This is a genomic window from Kitasatospora sp. NPDC001261, from assembly GCF_042896795.1.
GTDB lineage: Bacteria > Actinomycetota > Actinomycetes > Streptomycetales > Streptomycetaceae > Kitasatospora.
Window position 1 is genome coordinate 1 of the sequence record NZ_JBIAXP010000048.1, and the last position, 18,853, is coordinate 18,853.

The window sequence follows — 18,853 nt, forward strand, 5'->3', positions numbered from 1 at the left end:
TTCCTACGCCCCTGCGGCTTCCGCTCCCCGCGGATCTCGAAGTCCATCGCACCCCTTGAGCTGAGGTGTTGCGACGACCGTTAGAACCCAAGCACAGGTGTCCGGGGCTCACCGCTTGCGCGGTACGGGGCTCACTCCTCGCCGGCGAGGGTCATCCCGGCCAGCTTCACCGAGGCGAGCACCGTCGCCGCGACGGTGACCACCAGCAGCAGCGGCACGGCCGCTCCGAGCGAGACGTCCGAGCTGATCGCGTTCTGTCCCGCGACCGCCTCGGCCACCGAGCGGCCCCACTGCTGGATGCTCAGCGTCCGGGCGCCCTCGACGAAGTTGCCGACCGTCGACTCCCAGATCAGGGCGTACGCCAGACCGGCCACGACCGCGTGCCGGGTGACCACGCCGAGCAGCAGGAACAGCGCGCTGTACGCGGCCCCGGCGACCAGCACGGCCACGGTGTAGCCGAGCGCCACGCCGTCCTGGGTGCCGACCAGCAGCAGCCCGGCCAGCAGCGTCGGGACGACCGAGAACAGCCAGGTGACGCCGATCGCGACGACCAGCTTGGTGGTCACGATCCGCCACCGGGGCAGCGGCTTGGCGAGCAGGTAGACGATCGAGCCGTCGTCGATCTCGTTGGCGATCACCCCGGTGCCGACCACCAGTCCGAGGATCGGGATCAGGGTGCCGAGGCCGAGGGCGCCGAGGATGTTGTTGGCCATGTCGTGCGGGTCGGCGCTGGACACGCTCGCGACGGCCGCGACGACCAGCAGCAGGGCGGGGGCCACCAGCAGCAGCAGGCCGCGGCGGCGCCCCAGCAGCCCGCGCAGGGTCAGCCTGGCGACGGTGGGGTTCATGGTCGGTCGGCCCCTTCCTGGGCAACAACGGTCCTGGCGGCAGCGGTCCCGCCGACAGTGGTCCTGCCGACGGCGCTCACGCGGAGACCAGGTAGGAGAAGACGCTCTCCAGCGATTCGTCCGCCGGGGAGACGGTGTACAGCCGGATGCCGGCCTCCCGGGCGACCCTGGGCAGCAGGGTGGTGAAGCCCTGGAAGTTCACCGCTTCGATCCGCAGCGCCCGCTCCCGTTCGTCCACCTCGATGCCGCTGGTCGAGCCGTCGGCGATCAGCGCGGCGGCGAGCCGGCGGTCGTCGCTGGAGCGGACCAGGTAGCGGTGCGGGCGGTCGGTCATCAGCCGGCGGATCTTGCGGAAGTCGCCCGAGGCGGCGTGCCGTCCGGCGACCACCACCTCGATGTGCCGGGCCAGCTGCTCGACCTCCTCCAGGATGTGGGAGGAGAACAGCACCGTCCGGCCGTCGGCGCCGAAGCGGCGCAGCAGGTCCATCAGCTGGAGCCGCTGGCGCGGGTCCATACCGTTGAAGGGCTCGTCGAGCAGCAGGACGGACGGGTCGTGGACCAGCGCCGAGGCCATCTTGACCCGCTGCTTCATGCCCTTGGAGTAGGTGCCGGTGCGGCGGTCCTTGGCGTAGTCCATCTCCACCAGGTCCAGCGCCCGGCGGGCGGCGGCGCCCGGCTGGGGCAGGCCGTGCAGTTCGGCGTTGGCGAGGACGAACTCCCAGCCGGTCAGGTAGTCGTACATCGACTCCCGCTCGGGCACCAGGCCGATCTGCTTGTACACCTGCTGGTTGCGCCAGATCGGCGCGCCGTCCAGGGTGACGGAGCCGCTGGAGGGGGCCAGGAAGCCGCTCATCATGTGGATGAGGGTGGACTTGCCCGCCCCGTTGGGACCGAGCAGGCCGGTGATGCCGGGGCCGATGGTCATGGTGATGTCGTTGACCGCGACCACGTTCCCGAACCAGCGGGAGACCTTGTCGATGCTGATGGTGGCCATGCCGCCCTCTCAGACGTTCCGGTAGCGGCGCAGCAGCAGCCGGTACGAGCCGACCACCATGGCCACCGCGACGAGCGCGAACACCGCCAGACCGAGGCCGCCCGGGGCGTGCCGGCGGTCGAAGCCGTCGCCGAGCCCGAACAGCTCGTTGACCAGGGACTCCACCAGGTCGGTGGGCGAGATCAGCGACATCCACTGCGGGGCGTCGGAGCCGGTCGTGCTGCGGTTGCTGATCCCGACCGCGGCCGCTCCCAGCGCGGCGCTGACCGCCAGGTAGCCCATGATGGCGGCCACGCCGAAGCCGCGGCGCGGGGTGGCGGCCGCGATCACCACGGCCACCGAGGTCGGCACCAGGGCGTACAGCACGGCCGCGACCAGGCCGTACAGGAAGTGCGCGGTGTTGTGCCCGAAGTCCATCCCGGCGAGCAGCGCGCCGATGTACAGCACCAGCAACGGGGATGCCATCAGCAGCAGTTGGGCGCAGACCATGGCGCCGAACTTGGCCCGGACGTAGTCGGTGCGGGTGATCGGGCGGGAGAAGTACAGCGGGACGGTCTGGTAGCGCAGGTCCCGGGAGAGCAGGACCGGCGCCTGGGAGGCGAGGAAGACCGAGATCACCAGGCTGAAGATGGAGAGGTAGCCCGCGTACTCGACCGGCAGCTCGTCGCGCTTCATCACGACCGAGACCGCCACGAAGATCAGCGCGGGCACGGTGATCACGCCCAGCACCAGCATCGGCAGCACCTTGGACTTGCCGGAGCGGCCGAGGCCGTACGCGGCGCGCAGGCTCTGGGTGAAGAGCGCGCGGGTGGCGTAGGTGCGGCCGAGCCGGGGGCCGGTGTAGCCGCGGTAGCCGATGTCGTGGATGACGCCGGTGTCGGCGGACCTGGTCTCAGGAGGCAGCGGCATCGTTCGTCCCTCCCTTGCTCTGCTCGGTGTCCTGGGCGTCGGTGAAGAGCTCGGCGACCCGGTGCCGGCGCTGCTCCAGCCGGACCAGGCCGAGGCCGAGTCCGGCGACGGCGTCGCGGATGGTGTCGTACGTCGACTCGTCGGCCAGCCGGACCAGCAGCAGGTGCGAGCCCTCGGGCTGGACGGACAGTCCGGCCGCGGCGAGCCGCTCGCGGACCGCCGGACCCGGCTCGCGGCCGTGGTCCTCCGGGAAGTCGCCGACCTCGACCGCGAGGACGGCCGTCGCCTCGGTGAAGGAGGCGGTGGAGGAGGAGCGCAGCAGCTTGCCGCCGTCGATCACGACCAGGTGGTCGCAGGTCCGCTCCAGCTCGCCGAGCAGGTGGGTGGTGACCAGCACCGAGATGCCGAAGTCGGTGTGCACCCGGCGGATCAGCGCCAGCATCTCGTCCCGGCCGGCCGGGTCGAGGCCGTTGGTCGGCTCGTCCAGCAGCACCAGTTTCGGGTCGTGCACCAGCGCCTGGGCGAGTTTGACCCGCTGCTTCATGCCGGTCGAGTAGCCGCCCATCGGGCGGTACCGCTCCTCGTACAGGCCGACGTGCCGCAGGGTGTCCGCGGTGCGCTCACGGGCGGCGGTGGCGGGCAGGCCCGCCATCCGCGCCATGTGCACCACGAACTCCGTCGCGGAGACGTCCGGTGGCAGGCAGTCGTGCTCGGGCATGTAGCCGACCTGCGCGCGGATCTCGGAGCCCTGGGTGGCGACGTCCAGGCCGAGGACCTCGCCGCGGCCGGAGGTCGCCGGGGCGAGCCCGAGCAGGATCTTGATGAGAGTGGACTTGCCCGCGCCGTTGGCCCCGACCAGACCGACCACACCCGGCCGCACCTCGACGGTGAGCTGGTCGAGCGCGGTGACACGGGGATACCTCTTGGTGAGGCCGTCCGTCTTGATGACAGCTGTGGACACGGGACCAAACGTAACGGCCTTGTGCGGTACGGGTCATGAGCTGGAATGACGAGGCCGTCTGCTGCTGCGGTATGACGTCGGAGCCCCTCACCCCTAGGGGTTAGAAAAAGCGGAATCCACCTGTACCCTTTGTCGGATCTCTTTACACACTTGCCTGACTCTTTGCCAACGGGGGTGCCGGAGCAGCGCCCCGGCACGGAGGGGGACGATCGACATGTCTGATCGGGCGACCGCGTTCGACCGGATGATGAACCCTTGGGCCTACGACGCGGACGGGAACCTGACCGACTCGGCCCGCGCCCGGGAAGCGGCCCGCACACAGCTCAACTCGGCCTCGGCGTCCGGCGGCGGGGGCGGGGGCGGGGGCGGAGGCGGGGGCGGCTTCAGCGCCGACACCAACGCGCTCACCACCGCGGGGAACAACTCCGACCAGATCCACGCCCGCCTCAACACCGAGGGCCGGGGCGCCGACGAGGCCACCGCCAAGGTGTCCACCTCGCTGGCCAATTGGAGCACCGGCAAGGCCGCGGCGGGCGCCGCCGGCACCTGGGACCAGTGCGTCGCCGCCCTCGGCGGCACCATCGGGCAGACCACCCAGGCGCTGCGCGCCACCGCCGCCAACTACCGGCAGAACGAGTCGGCCGTCCAGCACGACCTCGGCAACTGAGAGGACCACCGAGATGGTCGACTTCCACGAGCTCAGCACCGCCGACTTCGGCGTCCTGGACACCGCCGCCACCGCCTGGACCACCGTCGCCCAGAAGCTCCACGCGATGGACGGCGACTGGGACACCACGGTGATCGCCCAGGTCGACTCCGCCTGCTGGAGCGGCCCCGCCGCCGACCAGGCCCGCCCCGGCCTCCAGCGCACCAACGAGCAGCTGACCGCCGCCGTCACCGAGGCCAACGCCTTCGCCTCGATCTTCACCGAGGCGTCCACCGAGTTCAAGGCCGCGAAGACCAAGCTGGACAAGGCGGTCGCCGACGCCCGGACGGCCGGGCTGACCGTCACCGAGAACGGCACCGTGAGCTGGCCCCCGGCCGACAACGCCACCCGGCACGACTACGAGGCCCTCCGGGACTACCAGAAGGAGTGGGGCGACAAGGCGGAGGCCGCCCGCAAGGCGATCGACTCCGCCGTCGCCGAGGCCACCGCCGCCGACGAGCGGATCGCCTGGGCGCTGCGCTCCGACAGCATGACGGACGGTCAGAAGTCCTTCAACGGCAAGGCCATCGGCGGCGGCCCGGAGGCCGACGGCCGGCGCGCCGCCCAGCTCGCGGCCCGGGGCGGGGACATCACCGAGCCCGAACTCACCGAGCTGAACTCGCTGTTGGCCTCGCACGGCAACGACCCGAAGTTCGCCACCACGTTCTACCAGGACCTCGGCCCGGACGGCCTGATCAAGTCCTGGAACAGCATGGTCGGCGACCCGGCGCACCCCCGTGACGACAAGGACCCGCGCTGGAAGGCCTACCAGGACCTCCAGAAGAACCTCGGACTCGGCCTGGCCACCGCCACCCGCACCACCAACGAGCCGCACCTGTCCGACGAGTGGGCCGCCGCGCTGCGCAAGGCCGGCTCCCAGCCGGTCTGGGACAAGCCGTACCGGGCCTCCGGCCTGGACTACGTGCCGTACGGCTACCAGGTGCTCTCCGGCATCCTGATGAACGGGAACTACGACGCCCACTTCATCAACCCGATCGCCGAGCACGTCACCCAGCTCGACACCCAGGACCGGTACTGGCCGGCCCCGATGCCCGGCTCCAGGATCCAGGGCTTCAACCTGACCGGCGGCGACGAGGCGGGCTCCGGCTTCCGCCCCACCACGGCCATCCTGGAGGCGCTCGCGCACAGCCCGGACGCGGCCAACAGGTTCTTCACCGAGCAGCCGACCGCCTACAACCAGGACGGCACGGTCAACCAGGGCGGCAAGCCGAAGCCCTCGGACTACTTCTCCTACTACTCCCACGACAAGGACTGGATCCCGGACACCACCTCCCGGGACTCCAAGGTGTGGGACGCGAGCAAGCAGGCCGGTCCGGCCGCCTTCGGCCGCGCCCTGGAGGCCGCCACCACCGGCCACCCGTACGACGAGCCGGGCCCCGTCCCCCCGGACCGGCACACCACCGAGCAGGCCGACCTGATGAAGCGGGTCGTGGACACCTTCGGCCGGCACGGCGACGACGGGGCACTGGACGACATCAAGGGCGACGGCAAGCTCGCCGCCATGCGGGGCAGCCTCGGGCACATGACCGCCGAGTACATCGGCGACGTGCAGAACTCGCTCTCCCACGGCACCGACCTGCCGGTCAACGGCTCCCCGGCCTCCCTCGACGCCTCCTCCGTGGCCGGGCTGCTCGACGCCCTCGGCCGCGACCCGGACGCCTACGGCGCGGTGACCAACGCCAACCAGGCGTACACCACCGCCCTCATCCGCGGCCACCTGGACAGCGGGCAGAGCGACTTCGCCCGGCTGGAGTCGGACATCAAGCACAACGCCGAGTCCGGCGGCGTCGTCAGCGGCTACCTCAACCAGGCCCGCATCGACGAGGTGCACAACGAACACGCCGCCTCCGACAAGGAGTTCAACGACGCGCTGGAGAAGAACGTCGGCTACGGCAAGGACGCCTTCAACGCCGTCATCGGCAGCGTGACCGAGAAGATCCCGCTCGGCGGCGAGATCGCGGACCAGATCGTCGACTCGATCGCCGACAGCGTCATCGAGGCCAACAAGAAGGACACCACCGAGGACGGGCGCCAGGAGAGCCGCAACCACACCGCCGAGGCCGAGGGCCGGGTGGCGCGGGGGGCCGACCAGGCGGTCCGGGACGCCGGCAGCGGCACCGGGATCGCCCGCCAGGACATCGACCGGCTCGCCAACAGCGCCCGCGACAGCGCGCTCCAGGGCATGTCGCGCGGGACGGCGAACAACTCGTCCACCAACGCGAAGGGCGACGCGTGAGCGGGTCCGGCGCCGGGCCCGCGGCCCGCTGGGCCCGGCTCCTCGCGGGCCGCTGGGCCGGGCGGCTGCACGACCCGCTGCTGCTGCCCGCCGTGCTGGTCGTGGCGGTGGCCGCCGCCGGGTTCGTCGGCTACCGGGACTGGCAGGGCCACCGCCCGTCCGAGCCCCCCGGCCGGTCCGCCCACCTCTGCCGCCTGCCCACCGGCGCCGACACCCCGCTAGGACGGCTGCTGCCACCCGGTGACCAGGACTCCGAGGAGCGGACCAGCTCCGGCGTCCGCGACACCGACCAGCAGAGCTGCGCCGTCCGGATCGACGGCCGCGCCGTGCTCACCCTCACCGCCGTCCGGCGCGAGGGGGAACTCTCCCTGGCCGCCGCGGAGGCCACCCGCCCGGACGCCCGCCCGCTCGACCTGCCCGGCCTGTCCGCGGCCTGGCCGGGCGGCGCCACCGCGGCCCAGTACTGCGTGACCGGGCCCAGCGGCTACATCGAGGTGCGGGTCACCGCCGGGGAGGCGGCCCGCGCCGACGGGGCGGACGGCCGACAGGCGCTCGAAGAGGTCACCCGCGCCGCGCTGGCGGCGAAGACGAAGGAGCTCTGCCGGTGAAGCACCCCCGGGCCCTGATCGCGGGCGGGTCCGCGCTGCTGCTCGGCGGCGGCCTGCTCGGCTGGCACCTGTACCTCGACCACACCGCCTACCGGCCGCCGGCCGTCGCCCTGTCGCACGGCGAGTGCCGCGGCCTGCTCGACGACCCGGCCGTCACCGGGCTGCTCGGCGGCGCCCCCCGGGTCTTCGTGGAGACGGCCTACCGGGCGGCGACCCCCGACGCCCCGGCCTCCGTGCGCTGCTCGGTCAACGGCGGGGACGGCCGGCTGCTGACCGCCGAGGCGTCGTTCGGCGGCGTGCTCTCCGGCGGCGACAGCCTCGGCGCGGTGGGCTTCGAGTGCACCGTGGACGGCCGGCGCACCGGCTACCGCGCCGTCCTCAGGCTCACCGGCAAGGACGGGAAGCTCCTCCCGGACGGGCCCGGCCGCAAGCGGATGGGCGAGGCCGCCCGCGGCTTCGCCGAGCGCGCCGCCGGGCAGCAGCTCGGCTGCGCGGGCGGCGCCGAGCGGCTCGACGTGGTGTGAGCCGCCCGGCGCCGGGCCCCCTTCGGCCGCCGCGACGGCGACGGGTGCCACTCCCCGGAGGAGCGGCACCCGTCAGTCCGTCAGGTCGCCCGGGGCGGGCGGTGGATCAGGGGCGGCCCGCCGCCGTCCGCGCGGCCGCGACCGGCAGCCGCAGCGGGTTCGCCTCCGGCAGCGCGACCGTCCCGGGTGCCGCGGCGGACGGCGCGACGGCGGCCGACCTGGCGGTGGCCGCGGCCGACTTCGCGCCGACGCCCGTGGTGTAGTACCCGAACATGTCGACCACCAGGTCGGTGCTGCCGACGTGGTTGAAGAAGTCCACGTACCCGTTGGCCCCGACCGAGGCGTTGACCATGTTGGGGATGGTCTGGCCCGCGGTGAAGTTCAGGTTCGAGGCGTCCGGCAGCCCGGCGCCGGTCGGGGCCGAGTCCGCCGGCCCGCCGTCCGGGTAGACGGTGACGAAGCTGTCCGCGGTCGGGTTGGTGACCGTCACGTTGAGCAGCAGCGAGCCGATGCCCCAGTCGCGCGGCTTCAGGCCCCAGCCGAGCAGGGAGCTGCCGCCGGGGACCGGGCCACCGCCCTGGCGGCTGTCGTACTGCCGCACGGGGGTGCCGGTGACCAGCACGCCGTCGGTGGTCTGGCCGCTGTCGTCCGGGACGAAGTAGCCCGAGGTGTCGACCACGATGTCGACCGGCGCGAAGGCCGAGCTGAAGACGTCCACCAGGCAGCCGTCGCCGAGCCGGGCGACCGCCATGTTGGAGATCGTCTGCCCGGGTGTGAAGTTGAGGGTCGACGCGTTCGGCAGCGCCTGGCCGTGCGGGTAGACCGTCAGGAAGCCGACGTCCTTGGGGTCGGTGACGGTCACGTTGAGCGCGGCCGCCGTCGCGTTGTACGGGATCCGGGCCTGGTTGCACAGGTTCACCGTGACCGTGCCGCGGGACGGCACGTGGGTGGGCCGGGTGTCCAGCACCCGCTTGGGGGTGAAGCCGGTGTAGACGGAGCCCGTGGTGTCCGGGACGTAGTAGCCGGTGACGTCGGCGATCAGGTCGAGGTCGCCGTCCGAGCCGTTGAGCAGCTCGACGGCGCCGCCGGCCCCGAGCTGGACCGTCACCGCGTTGGGGACGGTCTGCCCCGCGGTGTGGTTCAGGTTGGAGGTGACGGGGGCGGACCCGCCGGCCGGGTAGACGGTGACGAACCCGGTGTCCTTGGCGTTGGTCGCGGTGACGTTCATGACCACGGCGACGGCGTCGGCCGGGATGCCCGCGGTGCCCGCGACCTTCAGCGGGGCGACGCCGCGGCCCCGGAGCGTCCCGGTGGTCCGGGTGTCCAGCAGGCGCTGCGGCGCCATCGCCACGTAGGTGCCCGCGCTGCCCACCGAGATGTCCAGCGGCTTGGCCAGCGGGGTGCCGACCGCGCCGTAGCTGTGGGTGCCGTTCGCGTCGGTGACGGCGATCTCCAGCGCGTACAGGCCGGGCTGGCAGCCCGTCGGCTTCGAGCCGTCCGGGGTCGTCCCGGCCGCGGCGAACGGCAGGTACAGCGAGACGTTCGTCGTGAGGGTGCCGGGCGGGACGGTGGTCGAGGCGGTCGGCGCGCAGCCCGGGGCGACCGGGCCGTGGGCCGTCACCGCGACCTGGGAGATCGGGACCGTGTCGGAGACCGGGAAGGAGACCGGCACGGTGCCCCCGTCCGGCGACAGCCGGCGCTGGAAGGACACGTCACCGATCGTCAGGGCGGTGGCCGGGGTTTGCAGCGGGGTGATGACCAGCCCGGCCGGGGCCTTGGCCTCGAAGTTCCGCTGGCTGTCGTCGGTCACCCGGACGGAGGTGACCACGCACGGGGTCGTGGCGCTGGTCGGCACCGTGATCTTCATGGTGACCGTGTCGCCCGACCAGGAGAGGTCGCCGACGTTGCCCCAGCAGTCCCCGGTCAGCTCGGGGCCGACCTGGGTGATCCGGCCGGCGGTGTCGGTGGCCTTCATCGACATCGTCACGGTCTGGGCCTGGGCCCGGTTGTCCGCCGTGGTGGCGCCCAGCGTGAACCCGGAGGCCTGGATCGGGTTGGCGCCGGCCGTCAGCTCCACCGACGGCACCTTCAGCTGGGTCCCGATGGCGGACGTCACCGGCTGCCGGTACACCGAGCCGTCGGGCTGGGCCAGCTCCACCTGGGTCATCTCCCAGTGGCCGAGCGCGCTGCCGCCCGGGAAGTGCACCGTCACCCGGCAGTTGCTGTTCGGCGACCCCTGGGGCGTCCAGCAGGGCGCGCCCTGCCCGTCGCCGCCGAAGCTCGCCTTCACGGTCTGCGAGGGGTCCGTCGAGGAGGTGAAGGTGACGCTGTTCCCGCCGGTCATCCCCGTCCCCTTGACGAAGAACCAGAACGTCCGGTCCCCGCCGTCGGGCTGGAGGTAGACGCGGGTGTCGGCGGTCCACACCGCACCGGTGGAGATCACGCTGTGGACCGGGCCCGCGTCGGCCGAGGCCGCCGGGGCGGCGAGGCCCGCCGCCGCGAGGCCGGTCACCGCCGTCAGGGCCACCGCGGTGGCCCTGCGCAGCCGAGCGCCTCGGGATATGTCTCTGGTCATGCTGTCCTTCGTCTCGGACTCGACACACGCGGCCGGGGCATGCGGAATCACGGACTCCAGAACCATCCCCCGGGAAATCGGCCAGATCCTAGCGCCAGCCGACGACACGACGGAGCCGGAGCTCCCCGGGGGGGTGCTCCGGCTCCGTGGGCCCGCGGCCTCAGCCCAGCTGGGCGAGGCCCTCGGTGGCGATCCGTTCGAACACGGTGAGGTCGTTCTCGAAGATCGAGTCGGGGATCGGCCAGTGGATCACCAACTCGGTGATGCCCACCTCCCGGTAGGTGCCCGCCCAGTCGACGAAGGCGTCCACCGACTGCAGCGGCTTCTCCGCCGTCGACCCCTGGAGCAGCACCTTCTCCAGCGTCCCGGCGTCCCGCCCGACGGCCTCGCAGGCCGCCGTCAGCTTCCCGATCTGCGCGGCGACCACGCCGGGCGCCTCCGCCACCGGCACGTCCGCCGGGCCCTTCGGGTCGCCGTACGTCACCCAGCCCTGCCCGTGCTCGGCGGCCAGCCGCATCCCGCGCGGGCCGGCGGCGGCCACGTAGAACGGCACCCGCGGGGCCTGCACGCAGCCCGGGATGTTCCGCGCCTCGACCGCCGAGTAGTACGTCCCCTCGCGGGTGGTGGCGTCGTTGGTCAGCAGCTCGTCCAGCAGCGGCACGAACTCCCCGAACCGGTCCGCCCGCTCCTTCGGCGACCAGGCCTCCTGGCCCAGCGCCGTCGCGTCGAAGCCCGTCCCGCCGGCCCCGATGCCCAGCGTGACCCGCCCGCCGGACACGTCGTCCAGCGTGATCAGCTCCTTCGCCAGCGTCACCGGGTGCCGGAAGTTCGGCGAGGTGACCAGCGTGCCGAGGCGCAGCCGCTCGGTGGCGCAGGCGGCCGCCGTCAGCGTCGGCAGCGAGCCGAACCAGGGCTCGTCCTGGAAGGACCGCCAGGAGAGGTGGTCGTAGGTGTACGCGGTGTGGAAGCCGAGTTCCTCGGCCCGCCGCCAGGTCTTCTGCCCCTCGCTCCACCGGTGGACGGGGAGGATCACGGTGCTCAGTCGCATGCCCCCGACCCTACGTCCGCGCGGCGCGGTCACGGGTGCGGGCGGGTGCGCTGGGCGGGGAGGGACGGGGCGGAGGTGCGGCGGGCGAGGTCGGCGAGGGTGTGGAAGAGGACGTCGCCGAGCAGGACCGGGTCGCGCGAGGCTTCGGGTGCCCGCGGCGCTTCGGTGGCCTGCGGGTCGCGGGTGTCGGGACGGGCGGGCGGGGGCGGCTGGTCACGGAGCTGGCGTGTGGGCATGGCTCTTCCTGCCGACGGGGTTGCCGTGGGCAGTCATGCCCGCCGTGGTCGGCCGAACACCCCGGGTACGGGCGGATCGGCCGGAAACGGCGCATGAAGGGCTTGATCACTGCGGGGGCGTCCGGAGGCCGCGGACCCGGGCCGGTGCCCCGGCCGCGCCGATGGGCGAAGATGGACCGGTGACCGAATCCCGCACCGCGCCCCGCCTCATCGCCACCGACCTGGACGGCACCCTGCTCTGCTCCGGCGGCACCGTCACCGACCGCACCGCCGCGGCGCTGGCGGCGGCCGAGGCGGCCGGGGTGCGGGTGGTGTTCGTGACCGGGCGGCCGCCGCGCTGGATGCGGCAGGTGAGCCCGCACATCGGCGGCCACGGGGTGGCGATCTGCTCCAACGGCGGCGCGGTGGTGGACGTGCGGCGCGGCGAGCTGCTGGAGACCTTCCCGCTGCCGGTGGAGACCACCCTGGCGGTGGTCGAGACGCTGCGGGCCGCGCTGCCCGGCACCGCGTTCGCCTTCGAGTACCCGGGCGGCTGGGCCCGCGAGGCCGGCTACGCGGTGCCGATGTGGGGCGACGAGATGGAGCACGAGGTCGGCCCGGCGGAGGAGCTGCTGGGGGCCGGCGGGTCGGTCCGCGGCCTGTTCAAGCTGCTGGCCAAGCACCCGGACCTCGACCCGGACAAGTTCCTCGCCGAGGCCAGGGCGGCGGCCGGGCACCTGGCCGAGATCACCCGCTCCGCGTCGATCCCGCTGCTGGAGATCAGCGCGCCCGGCGTCACCAAGGCCAGCACGCTGGCCCGCTGGTGCGCCGGGCACGGGATCGACCGGAGCGAGGTGGTGGCCTTCGGCGACATGCCGAACGACCTGGAGATGCTGGCCTGGGCCGGCACCGCGTACGCCGTCGCCAACGCGCACCCGCAGGTGCTGGCGGCGGTGCCGCTGCACACCGTGAGCAACGAGCAGGACGGCGTCGCGGCGGTGCTGGAGGAGCTGCTCGGGCTCGGCTGAACCCGGGGCTCCTCCAGCCGGTCGGTGGCCGAGGACAGGCCCTAGCCGAAGCGGCCGTTGACGTAGTCCGAGGTCCGCTGGTCGCGCGGGCTGCCGAAGATCTGCCCGGTCGGCCCGGCCTCGACGATCCGCCCCGGGGTGTCGTGGGTGGCCAGGAAGAACGCGCAGGTCTGCGAGACGCGCTGGGCCTGCTGCATGTTGTGGGTGACGATCACGATGGTGAGCCGCCCGCGCAGTTCGGCGATGGTCTCCTCGACCCGGCGGGTGGAGGTCGGGTCGAGCGCGGAGCACGGCTCGTCCATCAGCAGGATGTCCGGCGAGACGGCCAACGACCGTGCGATGCACAGGCGTTGCTGCTGGCCGCCGGAGAGCGCCCCGCCCGGGGTGTGCAGCCGGGTGGACACCTCGTCCCAGAGCCCGGCCCGGCGCAGGCTGGTCTCCACCAGGTGCTGGCGCTCCTCCTTGGAGACCTTGATCCCGGCCAGCTTGAGCCCGCTGGAGACGTTGTCCTGGATGGACATCGCCGGGAACGGGTTGGGCCGCTGGAACACCATGCCGATCCGGCGCCGCACCTCGGCGGGCCGGCGGCCGGGCCGGTAGACGTCGTCGCCGTCCAGCAGCACCTCGCCGGCGAGGGCGGCGCCGCGCACCATCTCGTGCATCCGGTTGAGGATCCGCAGGTAGGTGGACTTGCCGCAGCCGGACGGGCCGATCAGCGCGGTGACCTCGCCGGCCGGCATCGCCAGCGAGACCCGCTCCAGCACCTTGCGGCTGCCGAACCAGGCGGAGACCTCCCGGGTCTCCAGCCCGGCGAGCGGCCCGCCGTCGGGGTGGCCGTCCGCGTCCTGCCCGTACGGCTGGTCCGCGTACGGGTCGGGGGCGACCGGGGGGAGGGTGATGGTGTCGGCGACCGGGTCGGTCGGTGAGAACTCGGCCTGCGGGGTGTCGGTCAGTGGTGCGTCGGTCATCGGAACGGTCCTCCGGGCGCGCGTCAGTAGAGGTTGGGCAGCAGGGCGGCGGCGTTCTCGTAGACCGCCCAGAGCAGCGCGCCGACCACCGGCGCGAGGCTCAGGTAGGCGGCCGAGCGCCGCCAGTACCGGGCCAGCACCAGGGCGCCGGCCACCGCGCCGAGCAGGCCGAGCGACCAGAGCTGGAGGGTGGCCAGCGCGCCCTTGTCCGCGGCCAGCGCCTTGTCGTACGGGACGGTCGCGGGCCGGCGGCCGGGGTTCTGCTCCGGGTCGCCGTCCAGCCGGGCGCCGATCAGCACGGTGGAGCCGGGGATCCAGTCGGAGTCGCCGGTGACCAGCACCATCCGGTTGCCGGCCGCCGGGTCGACGATCGGGTGGTCGCCGTCGCCGTACACGTTGACGGTGTAGCTGAACTTGCCCTGGCCGGTGGTGGTCTCGATCTTGTCGCCGACCCGCAGCTTGGACAGGTCGGCGAACGGCGCGCCGAAGGTGGCGCCGCGGCCGAAGAGCACGGTGACCCCGCGCTGGCCGGGCAGCGCGGTGTCCCGGCGGTGGCCGGGGCCGCGCATCAGGTCCCGGCCGGTGGTGCCCTCGACGACCACGGCCTGGTGCAGGCCGATCGCCGGGATGTCCAGCAGCGCCACCGGGTCGCCGTCGGCGGCCGCGCCGGTCGGGGCGACCGCCCGGGCCAGCTGGTCGCGGAAGGTCTTGTACCCGGTGGACTGGTAGTGCCGCTGCTGGACGTGCGACAGCGTGAACAGGTACCCGACGAAGCCGAGCACCAGCGCGGCCGCGAGGCTGACCGCCCAGGCGCCCTGGAGGAACCGCCGCCGCCCGGGGGAGACGGTGGGCCGGACCGGGGCGTCGGACGCGGCGGGGGCGGCGGGGGCGGCCGGCTGCGCCGGGGCGCTCCGCTCGACCGGCTTCTCCAGCACCGGGGCCGTCACGAGGTGCCGCCCGAGCCGTTGCGGCGGCGCAGCAGACGGCGGCCGAGCAGCGGCGGGACGAGCACCACGGCGAGCAGTTCCAGCGCGGTGAGGGAGGACAGCATCCAGTCCTCGGGCTTGCCGCTGATCTCGACCACGTTGGCGGCCACCTCGGTGGCGGCGCCGCCGCGGCCGCGGGCGACCACCTGGCCGGTCTGCGGGTCGATCACGTCCTCGGTGCCGTCACCGGCGCCGGGCGCGTTCGGGTCGCCGCCGGCCGCTCCGGCGGCGTTCGGGTCGCCGGCACCGCCGGCCGTACCCGCGCCGCCGGTACCGCCCGCCGCACCGCCGGTACCGGTGCCCCCGGTGCCACCGGACCCGCCGGTGCCGCCGGAGCCGCCCGCCGCACCGCCGGAGCCGCCGGCCGCGCCGCCGGAACCGCCCGAGCCGGAGCCGGTCTTGACGGGCTGGCCGTCCTTCACGGTGCAGTCCAGCGGGCTGCCCGCCTTGTCGCAGGGGCTCGGCATCGGGGCGTTCTTGAGGACGGTCAGCTCCCCGGCCGAGTTGAAGGTCGGGTTGGCGCAGTTGGCGAGGGTGTCGGGGTCGACCGGGCTGGCGTTGCCGGGGATGTTCCTGGTCTGCAGCAGACCGCCCTTGACCAGGCCGCGCGGGATCGGCGAGTAGCCGAGGTCGTCCGCCTTGCCCTGGCCCTCGCACAGCACGTAGGAGAGGAAGCGGCTGAGCGCGGAGCCCTTGTCGTTGTTGAAGCGCGGCGGCGGGGGCGCCGAGGCTCCGGCGCGCGGCACGATCAGGTAGCTGTAGCTGGAGATCGGGTAGGCGCGCGGGTCGTCCATGGTGTAGACGCCGTCGAGGTTCTGCTGCAGGTAGTTCGGGTCGTTCGCGGGGGTGCCGTCGTCCACGCCGCGGATCTTGGCGGCGGTGAGCGCGACGGCGACGTTGGAGGCGGTCGGCAGCGCGTAGTAGCCGGCCTGGTTGAGCACCTTCACGACCGGCCAGTTGCTGCGCTTGGCGAAGGCGTACTCGTCGTAGCCGATGGTGCCGACGTTGGTCGGGGACTTGATGTAGCCGGCCACGACGTCGGAGCCGTTCTGCGCGGTCATCCGGCCGGAGGGCGGGAAGAACTCGGTGTAGTCACCGCAGCTCACGCCGTTGACGGACTTGCAGTAGGCGTCCCACTGGTCCTTGTGGGTGTGCTCCATCCAGCGGGTGAACTGCGCGGTGGCGCCGGAGCCGTCGGAGCGGACCACCGGGGTGATCGGCAGGCTGGGCAGCGGCTTGCCGTAGTCGTTGGTGATCTTCGGGTCGTTCCAGTTGGTGATCTTGTTGGTGAAGATGTCCACGACGGTCTGCGGGGAGAGCCGCAGGTCGCGGACCTGCTTGCCGCCGACCACCAGGTTGTACATGAAGGTGGTGCCGCCCGCGGTGATCGGGACGTAGGAGAAGCCCCAGGTCGGCTTCTCCGCGCTTCCGGTCCCGGACGCCTGGCCGCCCTGCCCCACCCCGCTGTCCTGCCCCGAGCGGAACGGCACGTCCGAGGCCGTGAAGTCGTCCTGCCCGTTCGACCAGGCGGTGCGGCCGGCCGCGGAGCCGACCGGGCTGAAGTTGATCTGGATGCCCTGCGGGGAGACGTCCTGCCGCCACTGGTCGATGGCAGGACCGGCCCAACTGGAGCCGTCCGCGCTCAGCGAGACGGAGGCCGCGAACGCCGGGGACTGCCCCAGCAGCGGGGAGGCCGCCGCGAGCATCAGGGACATCGTCCCCGCCAGCAGCCGGGCCACGGAGCGACTGAGGCCCCTGGACATGTGAACTCCTCTGGTACGGAGGGTGGTTGGTCTGGACATCAGTGCTTCGCCTGCGAGTGGAGGGCGTACGGACGGGCGATGCCACCGAGGGCGGCCGCCTCCTGGCGGCGGGCCTCCCGGTTGATCCGGCGCTTCTGGGCCCGGGTCAGCTGCCCGGGACGGCGGCCGCCGAGCATGCGCGCGGTGACGAAGAGGATCAGCACCACGGCCATCAGGGTCAGGCCGGCCGCGAAGCCGCGCGCGATCATCCCGTCGTACGGCTGCTTGACGTAGTTCCAGATGTACAGCGGCAGCGACACCTGCTGCGCGTCGAACGGGCTGGCGTTGAACCGCGGGGTGAAACCGGAGGTGAGCAGCACCGGCGAGGTCTCGCCGACGCCGCGCGCCATGCCGAGCACCACCGCGGTCACCAGACCGGGCCGGGCGGTCGGCAGCACCACGTTCCACACCGTGCGCCACTGGCTGCCGCCGAGCGCGTAGGAGGCCTCCCGCAGGGTGCCGGGCACCAGCCGGATGACCACCTCGGCGGCCCGGGTGACGATCGGCATCATCATCACGGTGAGCGCGAGCGAGGCCGCGAAGCCGCTCTTCTCGAAGCCGAAGGTGAGGATCACGATGCCGTAGACGAACAGGCCGGCCACGATGGACGGCAGCGCCGTCATCGCCTCGACCAGGGTGCGCACCGGGCGGGCCGCCCGGCCGCCGACCTCGGACATGAAGACGGCCGCCGCGATGCCCAGCGGAACGGCGAACAGGGAGGCCAGGCCCAGCTGTTCGAGCGAACCGACGATCGCGTTGAGCGCGCCGCCGGAGGTGAGCGGGTCGAGCGGGCCGGTGCGCTCCATCGACTCGGTGAAGAAGTTGAGGTGCTGGGCCGCCTCCCAGCCCCGGCTGGCGACGTAGCCGATCTGGTCGGCGGTCAGCGCGACCACCAGCAGCCCGGAGCTCCAGGCGACCACGGCGACCAGCCGGTCCCGCACCATCATCGGGTTCCACTGGAGCCGGCCGAGCAGGTAGTAGCCGGCCAGGAAGAGCAGGTACCAGCAGAGCAGGAAGCCGAAGGCGCCGCTGAACGGCAGCACCCGCTCGTAGAGCACCCAGTCCAGCGCGAGCGAGCCGACCGCCGCACCCGCCACGGTGAGGACGTCGTCGCGGGTGACGCCGCCGATCCGCAGCTTCTTCTCGGGGCCCGGGGTCCCGGCCGCGGCGGGCCCGGCGGGCCCGGGGGACGCGGGGGGCGAGGGCTCGCCGGCGGGCCCGGACGCCGCGACCGGCGGCAGGTCGAGCGTGGTCATCGGATGGTCCCTTCACGGTGCGGACGGCTGCGTGCCCTGTGGGCGGACTGACGGTCGGTCATGCTCAGTCCGCCGTCGCGGCGCCGGAGCGCGAGCGGTTGATGACGATCCCGGCCAGCACGTTGACCAGCAGGGTGAGCGCGAACAGCACCAGGCCGGCGGCCATCAGCGCGGAGAGCGACAGCGCGTCCGACTCGCCGAAGCGCAGCGCGATCAGCGCGGAGATCGAGTTGGCGCCGTTCTCCAGGATGTGGGTGATGGCCTTGAAGTTCGGCGAGATGATCAGCGCGACGGCGATCGTCTCGCCCATCGCCCGGCCGAAGCCCAGCATCACCGCGCCGATGACCCCGCCCTTGCCGAACGGCAGGACGACCGCGCGGACCATCCCCCACCGGGTCGAGCCGAGCGCGTACGCGCCCTCCCGCTCGCCCTGCGGGGCCTGGGAGAACACCTCCCGGCTGAGCGAGGTCACGATCGGGATGATCATCAGGGAGACCACCACGCCGGCGATGAAGGTCGACGAGGTGTACGAGGTGCCGATGTCGCCGGTCCGCACCTTGAGGAAGGGGATGTACTCCCCCAGGTGGTTGGCCAGCCAGCGGACGAAGCCGATGATCCGCGGCTGCAGGAAGAACAGGCCCCACAGGCCGTAGACGATGCTGGGGATCGCCGCCATCAGGTCGATCAGCGAGACCAGGGCGGCCCGCAGCCGCACCGGGGCGTACTCGGAGATGAAGATCGCGGTGCCGATCGCCACCGGGACGGCGATGACCAGCGCGATCACCGCGATCAGCAGACCGTTGGGCAGGACGGCGGCGATGCCGAAGTTGTGGGCGGCGGTCTGCCACTTCTGCTCGGTCAGGAAGGACAGGCCGACGGCGCGCAGCGCGTCGGAGCCGCGCAGGATCAGGAAGAAGGCGATCAGTCCCATGATCGCGAAGACCGAGAAGCCGGCCAGCCGCAGCACGCCGCGGAACACCCGGTCGCCCGGGGTCGCGGGGGAGGTGATCGTGCGGGGCACGTCCTGGTCGGGCCCGTGGTCGGGTTGGCGTGGTGCCCCGGCGTACGGTGCCGCGGGCTCGGCGGCGGATGTCATGGTGTGCTCTCCGTGCTCGGGAACGGGCGTGCTCGGTGAGGGACCGGGGCGCTGCCTCGGCGGGAGGGAAAG

The 18,853-nt window shown here is 73.0% G+C and carries 17 protein-coding genes; 5 read left to right on the forward strand and 12 right to left on the reverse strand.

Features of this window, described 5'->3' with window-relative positions:
- Positions 1 to 131: 131 nt before the first annotated feature.
- The 4 genes from ACFY4B_RS40885 to ACFY4B_RS40900 form a co-directional block, all read right to left on the reverse strand.
- Complete coding sequence (locus tag ACFY4B_RS40885; RefSeq protein ID WP_049652868.1) at positions 132 to 848, reverse strand: ABC transporter permease; 717 nt, start codon at positions 846 to 848, stop codon at positions 132 to 134.
- A gap of 76 nt (positions 849 to 924) precedes the next feature.
- Entirely contained in the window at positions 925 to 1,842 is a 918-nt protein-coding gene (locus tag ACFY4B_RS40890) for an ABC transporter ATP-binding protein (protein WP_049652871.1), read from the reverse strand.
- 9 nt (positions 1,843 to 1,851) lie between these two features.
- Positions 1,852 to 2,751: an ABC transporter permease gene (locus tag ACFY4B_RS40895; protein ID WP_049652874.1), complete on the reverse strand. Its 900-nt coding sequence runs from the start codon at positions 2,749 to 2,751 to the stop codon at positions 1,852 to 1,854.
- A complete protein-coding gene (locus ACFY4B_RS40900; protein WP_049652877.1) occupies positions 2,735 to 3,712 on the reverse strand; it encodes an ABC transporter ATP-binding protein in 978 nt (325 codons plus the stop codon). The genes ACFY4B_RS40895 and ACFY4B_RS40900 overlap by 17 nt, the downstream gene beginning before the upstream one ends.
- A 214-nt stretch (positions 3,713 to 3,926) precedes the next feature.
- On the opposite strand from ACFY4B_RS40900, the gene ACFY4B_RS40905 reads away from it, so the two are divergent.
- Genes ACFY4B_RS40905 through ACFY4B_RS40920 form a run of 4 tightly spaced genes read left to right on the forward strand, consistent with a single transcriptional unit; the run spans position 3,927 to position 7,807 of the window.
- On the forward strand, positions 3,927 to 4,379 hold the full coding sequence (locus ACFY4B_RS40905; protein WP_387976599.1) for a hypothetical protein: 453 nt from the start codon (positions 3,927 to 3,929) through the stop codon (positions 4,377 to 4,379).
- A 13-nt stretch (positions 4,380 to 4,392) separates the two neighbouring features.
- A complete protein-coding gene (locus ACFY4B_RS40910) occupies positions 4,393 to 6,675 on the forward strand; it encodes a hypothetical protein (RefSeq protein ID WP_387976602.1) in 2,283 nt (760 codons plus the stop codon).
- Entirely contained in the window at positions 6,672 to 7,283 is a 612-nt protein-coding gene (locus tag ACFY4B_RS40915) for a hypothetical protein (RefSeq protein ID WP_387976605.1), read from the forward strand. Before ACFY4B_RS40910 ends, ACFY4B_RS40915 begins: the two co-directional genes overlap by 4 nt.
- On the forward strand, positions 7,280 to 7,807 hold the full coding sequence (locus ACFY4B_RS40920) for a hypothetical protein (protein ID WP_117488865.1): 528 nt from the start codon (positions 7,280 to 7,282) through the stop codon (positions 7,805 to 7,807). Before ACFY4B_RS40915 ends, ACFY4B_RS40920 begins: the two co-directional genes overlap by 4 nt.
- Positions 7,808 to 7,913: 106 nt before the next feature.
- Here the strand turns inward: ACFY4B_RS40920 and ACFY4B_RS40925 are convergent, their stop codons facing one another.
- The 3 genes from ACFY4B_RS40925 to ACFY4B_RS40935 form a co-directional block, all read right to left on the reverse strand.
- Positions 7,914 to 10,382 carry a hypothetical protein gene (locus tag ACFY4B_RS40925; protein WP_387976608.1) on the reverse strand — a complete coding sequence of 823 codons (2,469 nt, stop codon included), beginning with the start codon at positions 10,380 to 10,382 and terminating at the stop codon, positions 7,914 to 7,916.
- Between the two features lie 160 nt (positions 10,383 to 10,542).
- Positions 10,543 to 11,430 (reverse strand): LLM class flavin-dependent oxidoreductase, encoded by an 888-nt coding sequence (locus tag ACFY4B_RS40930; protein ID WP_049658062.1) that lies wholly within the window; start codon positions 11,428 to 11,430, stop codon positions 10,543 to 10,545.
- 29 nt (positions 11,431 to 11,459) lie between these two features.
- Positions 11,460 to 11,666 carry a hypothetical protein gene (locus ACFY4B_RS40935; protein WP_074002013.1) on the reverse strand — a complete coding sequence of 69 codons (207 nt, stop codon included), beginning with the start codon at positions 11,664 to 11,666 and terminating at the stop codon, positions 11,460 to 11,462.
- A 161-nt stretch (positions 11,667 to 11,827) separates the two neighbouring features.
- Here ACFY4B_RS40935 and ACFY4B_RS40940 point away from each other — a divergent pair, with 161 nt between their 5' ends.
- On the forward strand, positions 11,828 to 12,673 hold the full coding sequence (locus tag ACFY4B_RS40940) for an HAD family hydrolase (protein WP_074002012.1): 846 nt from the start codon (positions 11,828 to 11,830) through the stop codon (positions 12,671 to 12,673).
- A gap of 41 nt (positions 12,674 to 12,714) precedes the next feature.
- Here the strand turns inward: ACFY4B_RS40940 and ACFY4B_RS40945 are convergent, their stop codons facing one another.
- The 5 genes from ACFY4B_RS40945 to pstC all read right to left on the reverse strand — a co-directional run bounded on the left by ACFY4B_RS40945 (position 12,715) and on the right by pstC (position 18,781).
- Entirely contained in the window at positions 12,715 to 13,641 is a 927-nt protein-coding gene (locus tag ACFY4B_RS40945) for a phosphate ABC transporter ATP-binding protein (protein WP_079272019.1), read from the reverse strand.
- A gap of 23 nt (positions 13,642 to 13,664) precedes the next feature.
- Entirely contained in the window at positions 13,665 to 14,588 is a 924-nt protein-coding gene (locus ACFY4B_RS40950; protein WP_387976611.1) for a sortase, read from the reverse strand.
- On the reverse strand, positions 14,585 to 16,390 hold the full coding sequence (locus ACFY4B_RS40955) for a phosphate ABC transporter substrate-binding protein PstS (RefSeq protein ID WP_079272017.1): 1,806 nt from the start codon (positions 16,388 to 16,390) through the stop codon (positions 14,585 to 14,587). Before ACFY4B_RS40955 ends, ACFY4B_RS40950 begins: the two co-directional genes overlap by 4 nt.
- Before the next feature lie 38 nt (positions 16,391 to 16,428).
- Positions 16,429 to 17,685, reverse strand: coding sequence for a phosphate ABC transporter permease PstA (pstA, locus tag ACFY4B_RS40960; RefSeq protein WP_117488857.1), 1,257 nt, complete (start codon positions 17,683 to 17,685; stop codon positions 16,429 to 16,431).
- Positions 17,686 to 17,749: 64 nt separating this feature from the next.
- The gene (gene pstC / locus ACFY4B_RS40965) at positions 17,750 to 18,781 is read right to left on the reverse strand and encodes a phosphate ABC transporter permease subunit PstC (protein ID WP_049661130.1); all 1,032 of its coding nucleotides are present in this window, start codon (positions 18,779 to 18,781) and stop codon (positions 17,750 to 17,752) included.
- Positions 18,782 to 18,853: the final 72 nt, after the last annotated feature.

Excerpts from the sequence above, each read along its gene's own strand:
- ACFY4B_RS40935 (WP_074002013.1), bottom strand. The coding sequence starts at position 11,666 with ATGCCCACACGCCAGCTCCGTGACCAGCCGCCCCCGCCCGCCCGTCCC.
- ACFY4B_RS40895 (WP_049652874.1), bottom strand. The coding sequence starts at position 2,751 with ATGCCGCTGCCTCCTGAGACCAGGTCCGCCGACACCGGCGTCATCCAC.
- ACFY4B_RS40940 (WP_074002012.1), top strand. The coding sequence starts at position 11,828 with ATGGGCGAAGATGGACCGGTGACCGAATCCCGCACCGCGCCCCGCCTC.
- ACFY4B_RS40910 (WP_387976602.1), top strand. The coding sequence starts at position 4,393 with ATGGTCGACTTCCACGAGCTCAGCACCGCCGACTTCGGCGTCCTGGAC.
- pstC (WP_049661130.1), bottom strand. The coding sequence starts at position 18,781 with ATGACATCCGCCGCCGAGCCCGCGGCACCGTACGCCGGGGCACCACGC.
- ACFY4B_RS40955 (WP_079272017.1), bottom strand. The coding sequence starts at position 16,390 with ATGTCCAGGGGCCTCAGTCGCTCCGTGGCCCGGCTGCTGGCGGGGACG.
- ACFY4B_RS40930 (WP_049658062.1), bottom strand. The coding sequence starts at position 11,430 with ATGCGACTGAGCACCGTGATCCTCCCCGTCCACCGGTGGAGCGAGGGG.
- ACFY4B_RS40905 (WP_387976599.1), top strand. The coding sequence starts at position 3,927 with ATGTCTGATCGGGCGACCGCGTTCGACCGGATGATGAACCCTTGGGCC.
- ACFY4B_RS40925 (WP_387976608.1), bottom strand. The coding sequence starts at position 10,382 with ATGACCAGAGACATATCCCGAGGCGCTCGGCTGCGCAGGGCCACCGCG.
- ACFY4B_RS40885 (WP_049652868.1), bottom strand. The coding sequence starts at position 848 with ATGAACCCCACCGTCGCCAGGCTGACCCTGCGCGGGCTGCTGGGGCGC.
- ACFY4B_RS40890 (WP_049652871.1), bottom strand. The coding sequence starts at position 1,842 with ATGGCCACCATCAGCATCGACAAGGTCTCCCGCTGGTTCGGGAACGTG.
- pstA (WP_117488857.1), bottom strand. The coding sequence starts at position 17,685 with ATGACCACGCTCGACCTGCCGCCGGTCGCGGCGTCCGGGCCCGCCGGC.
- ACFY4B_RS40945 (WP_079272019.1), bottom strand. The coding sequence starts at position 13,641 with ATGACCGACGCACCACTGACCGACACCCCGCAGGCCGAGTTCTCACCG.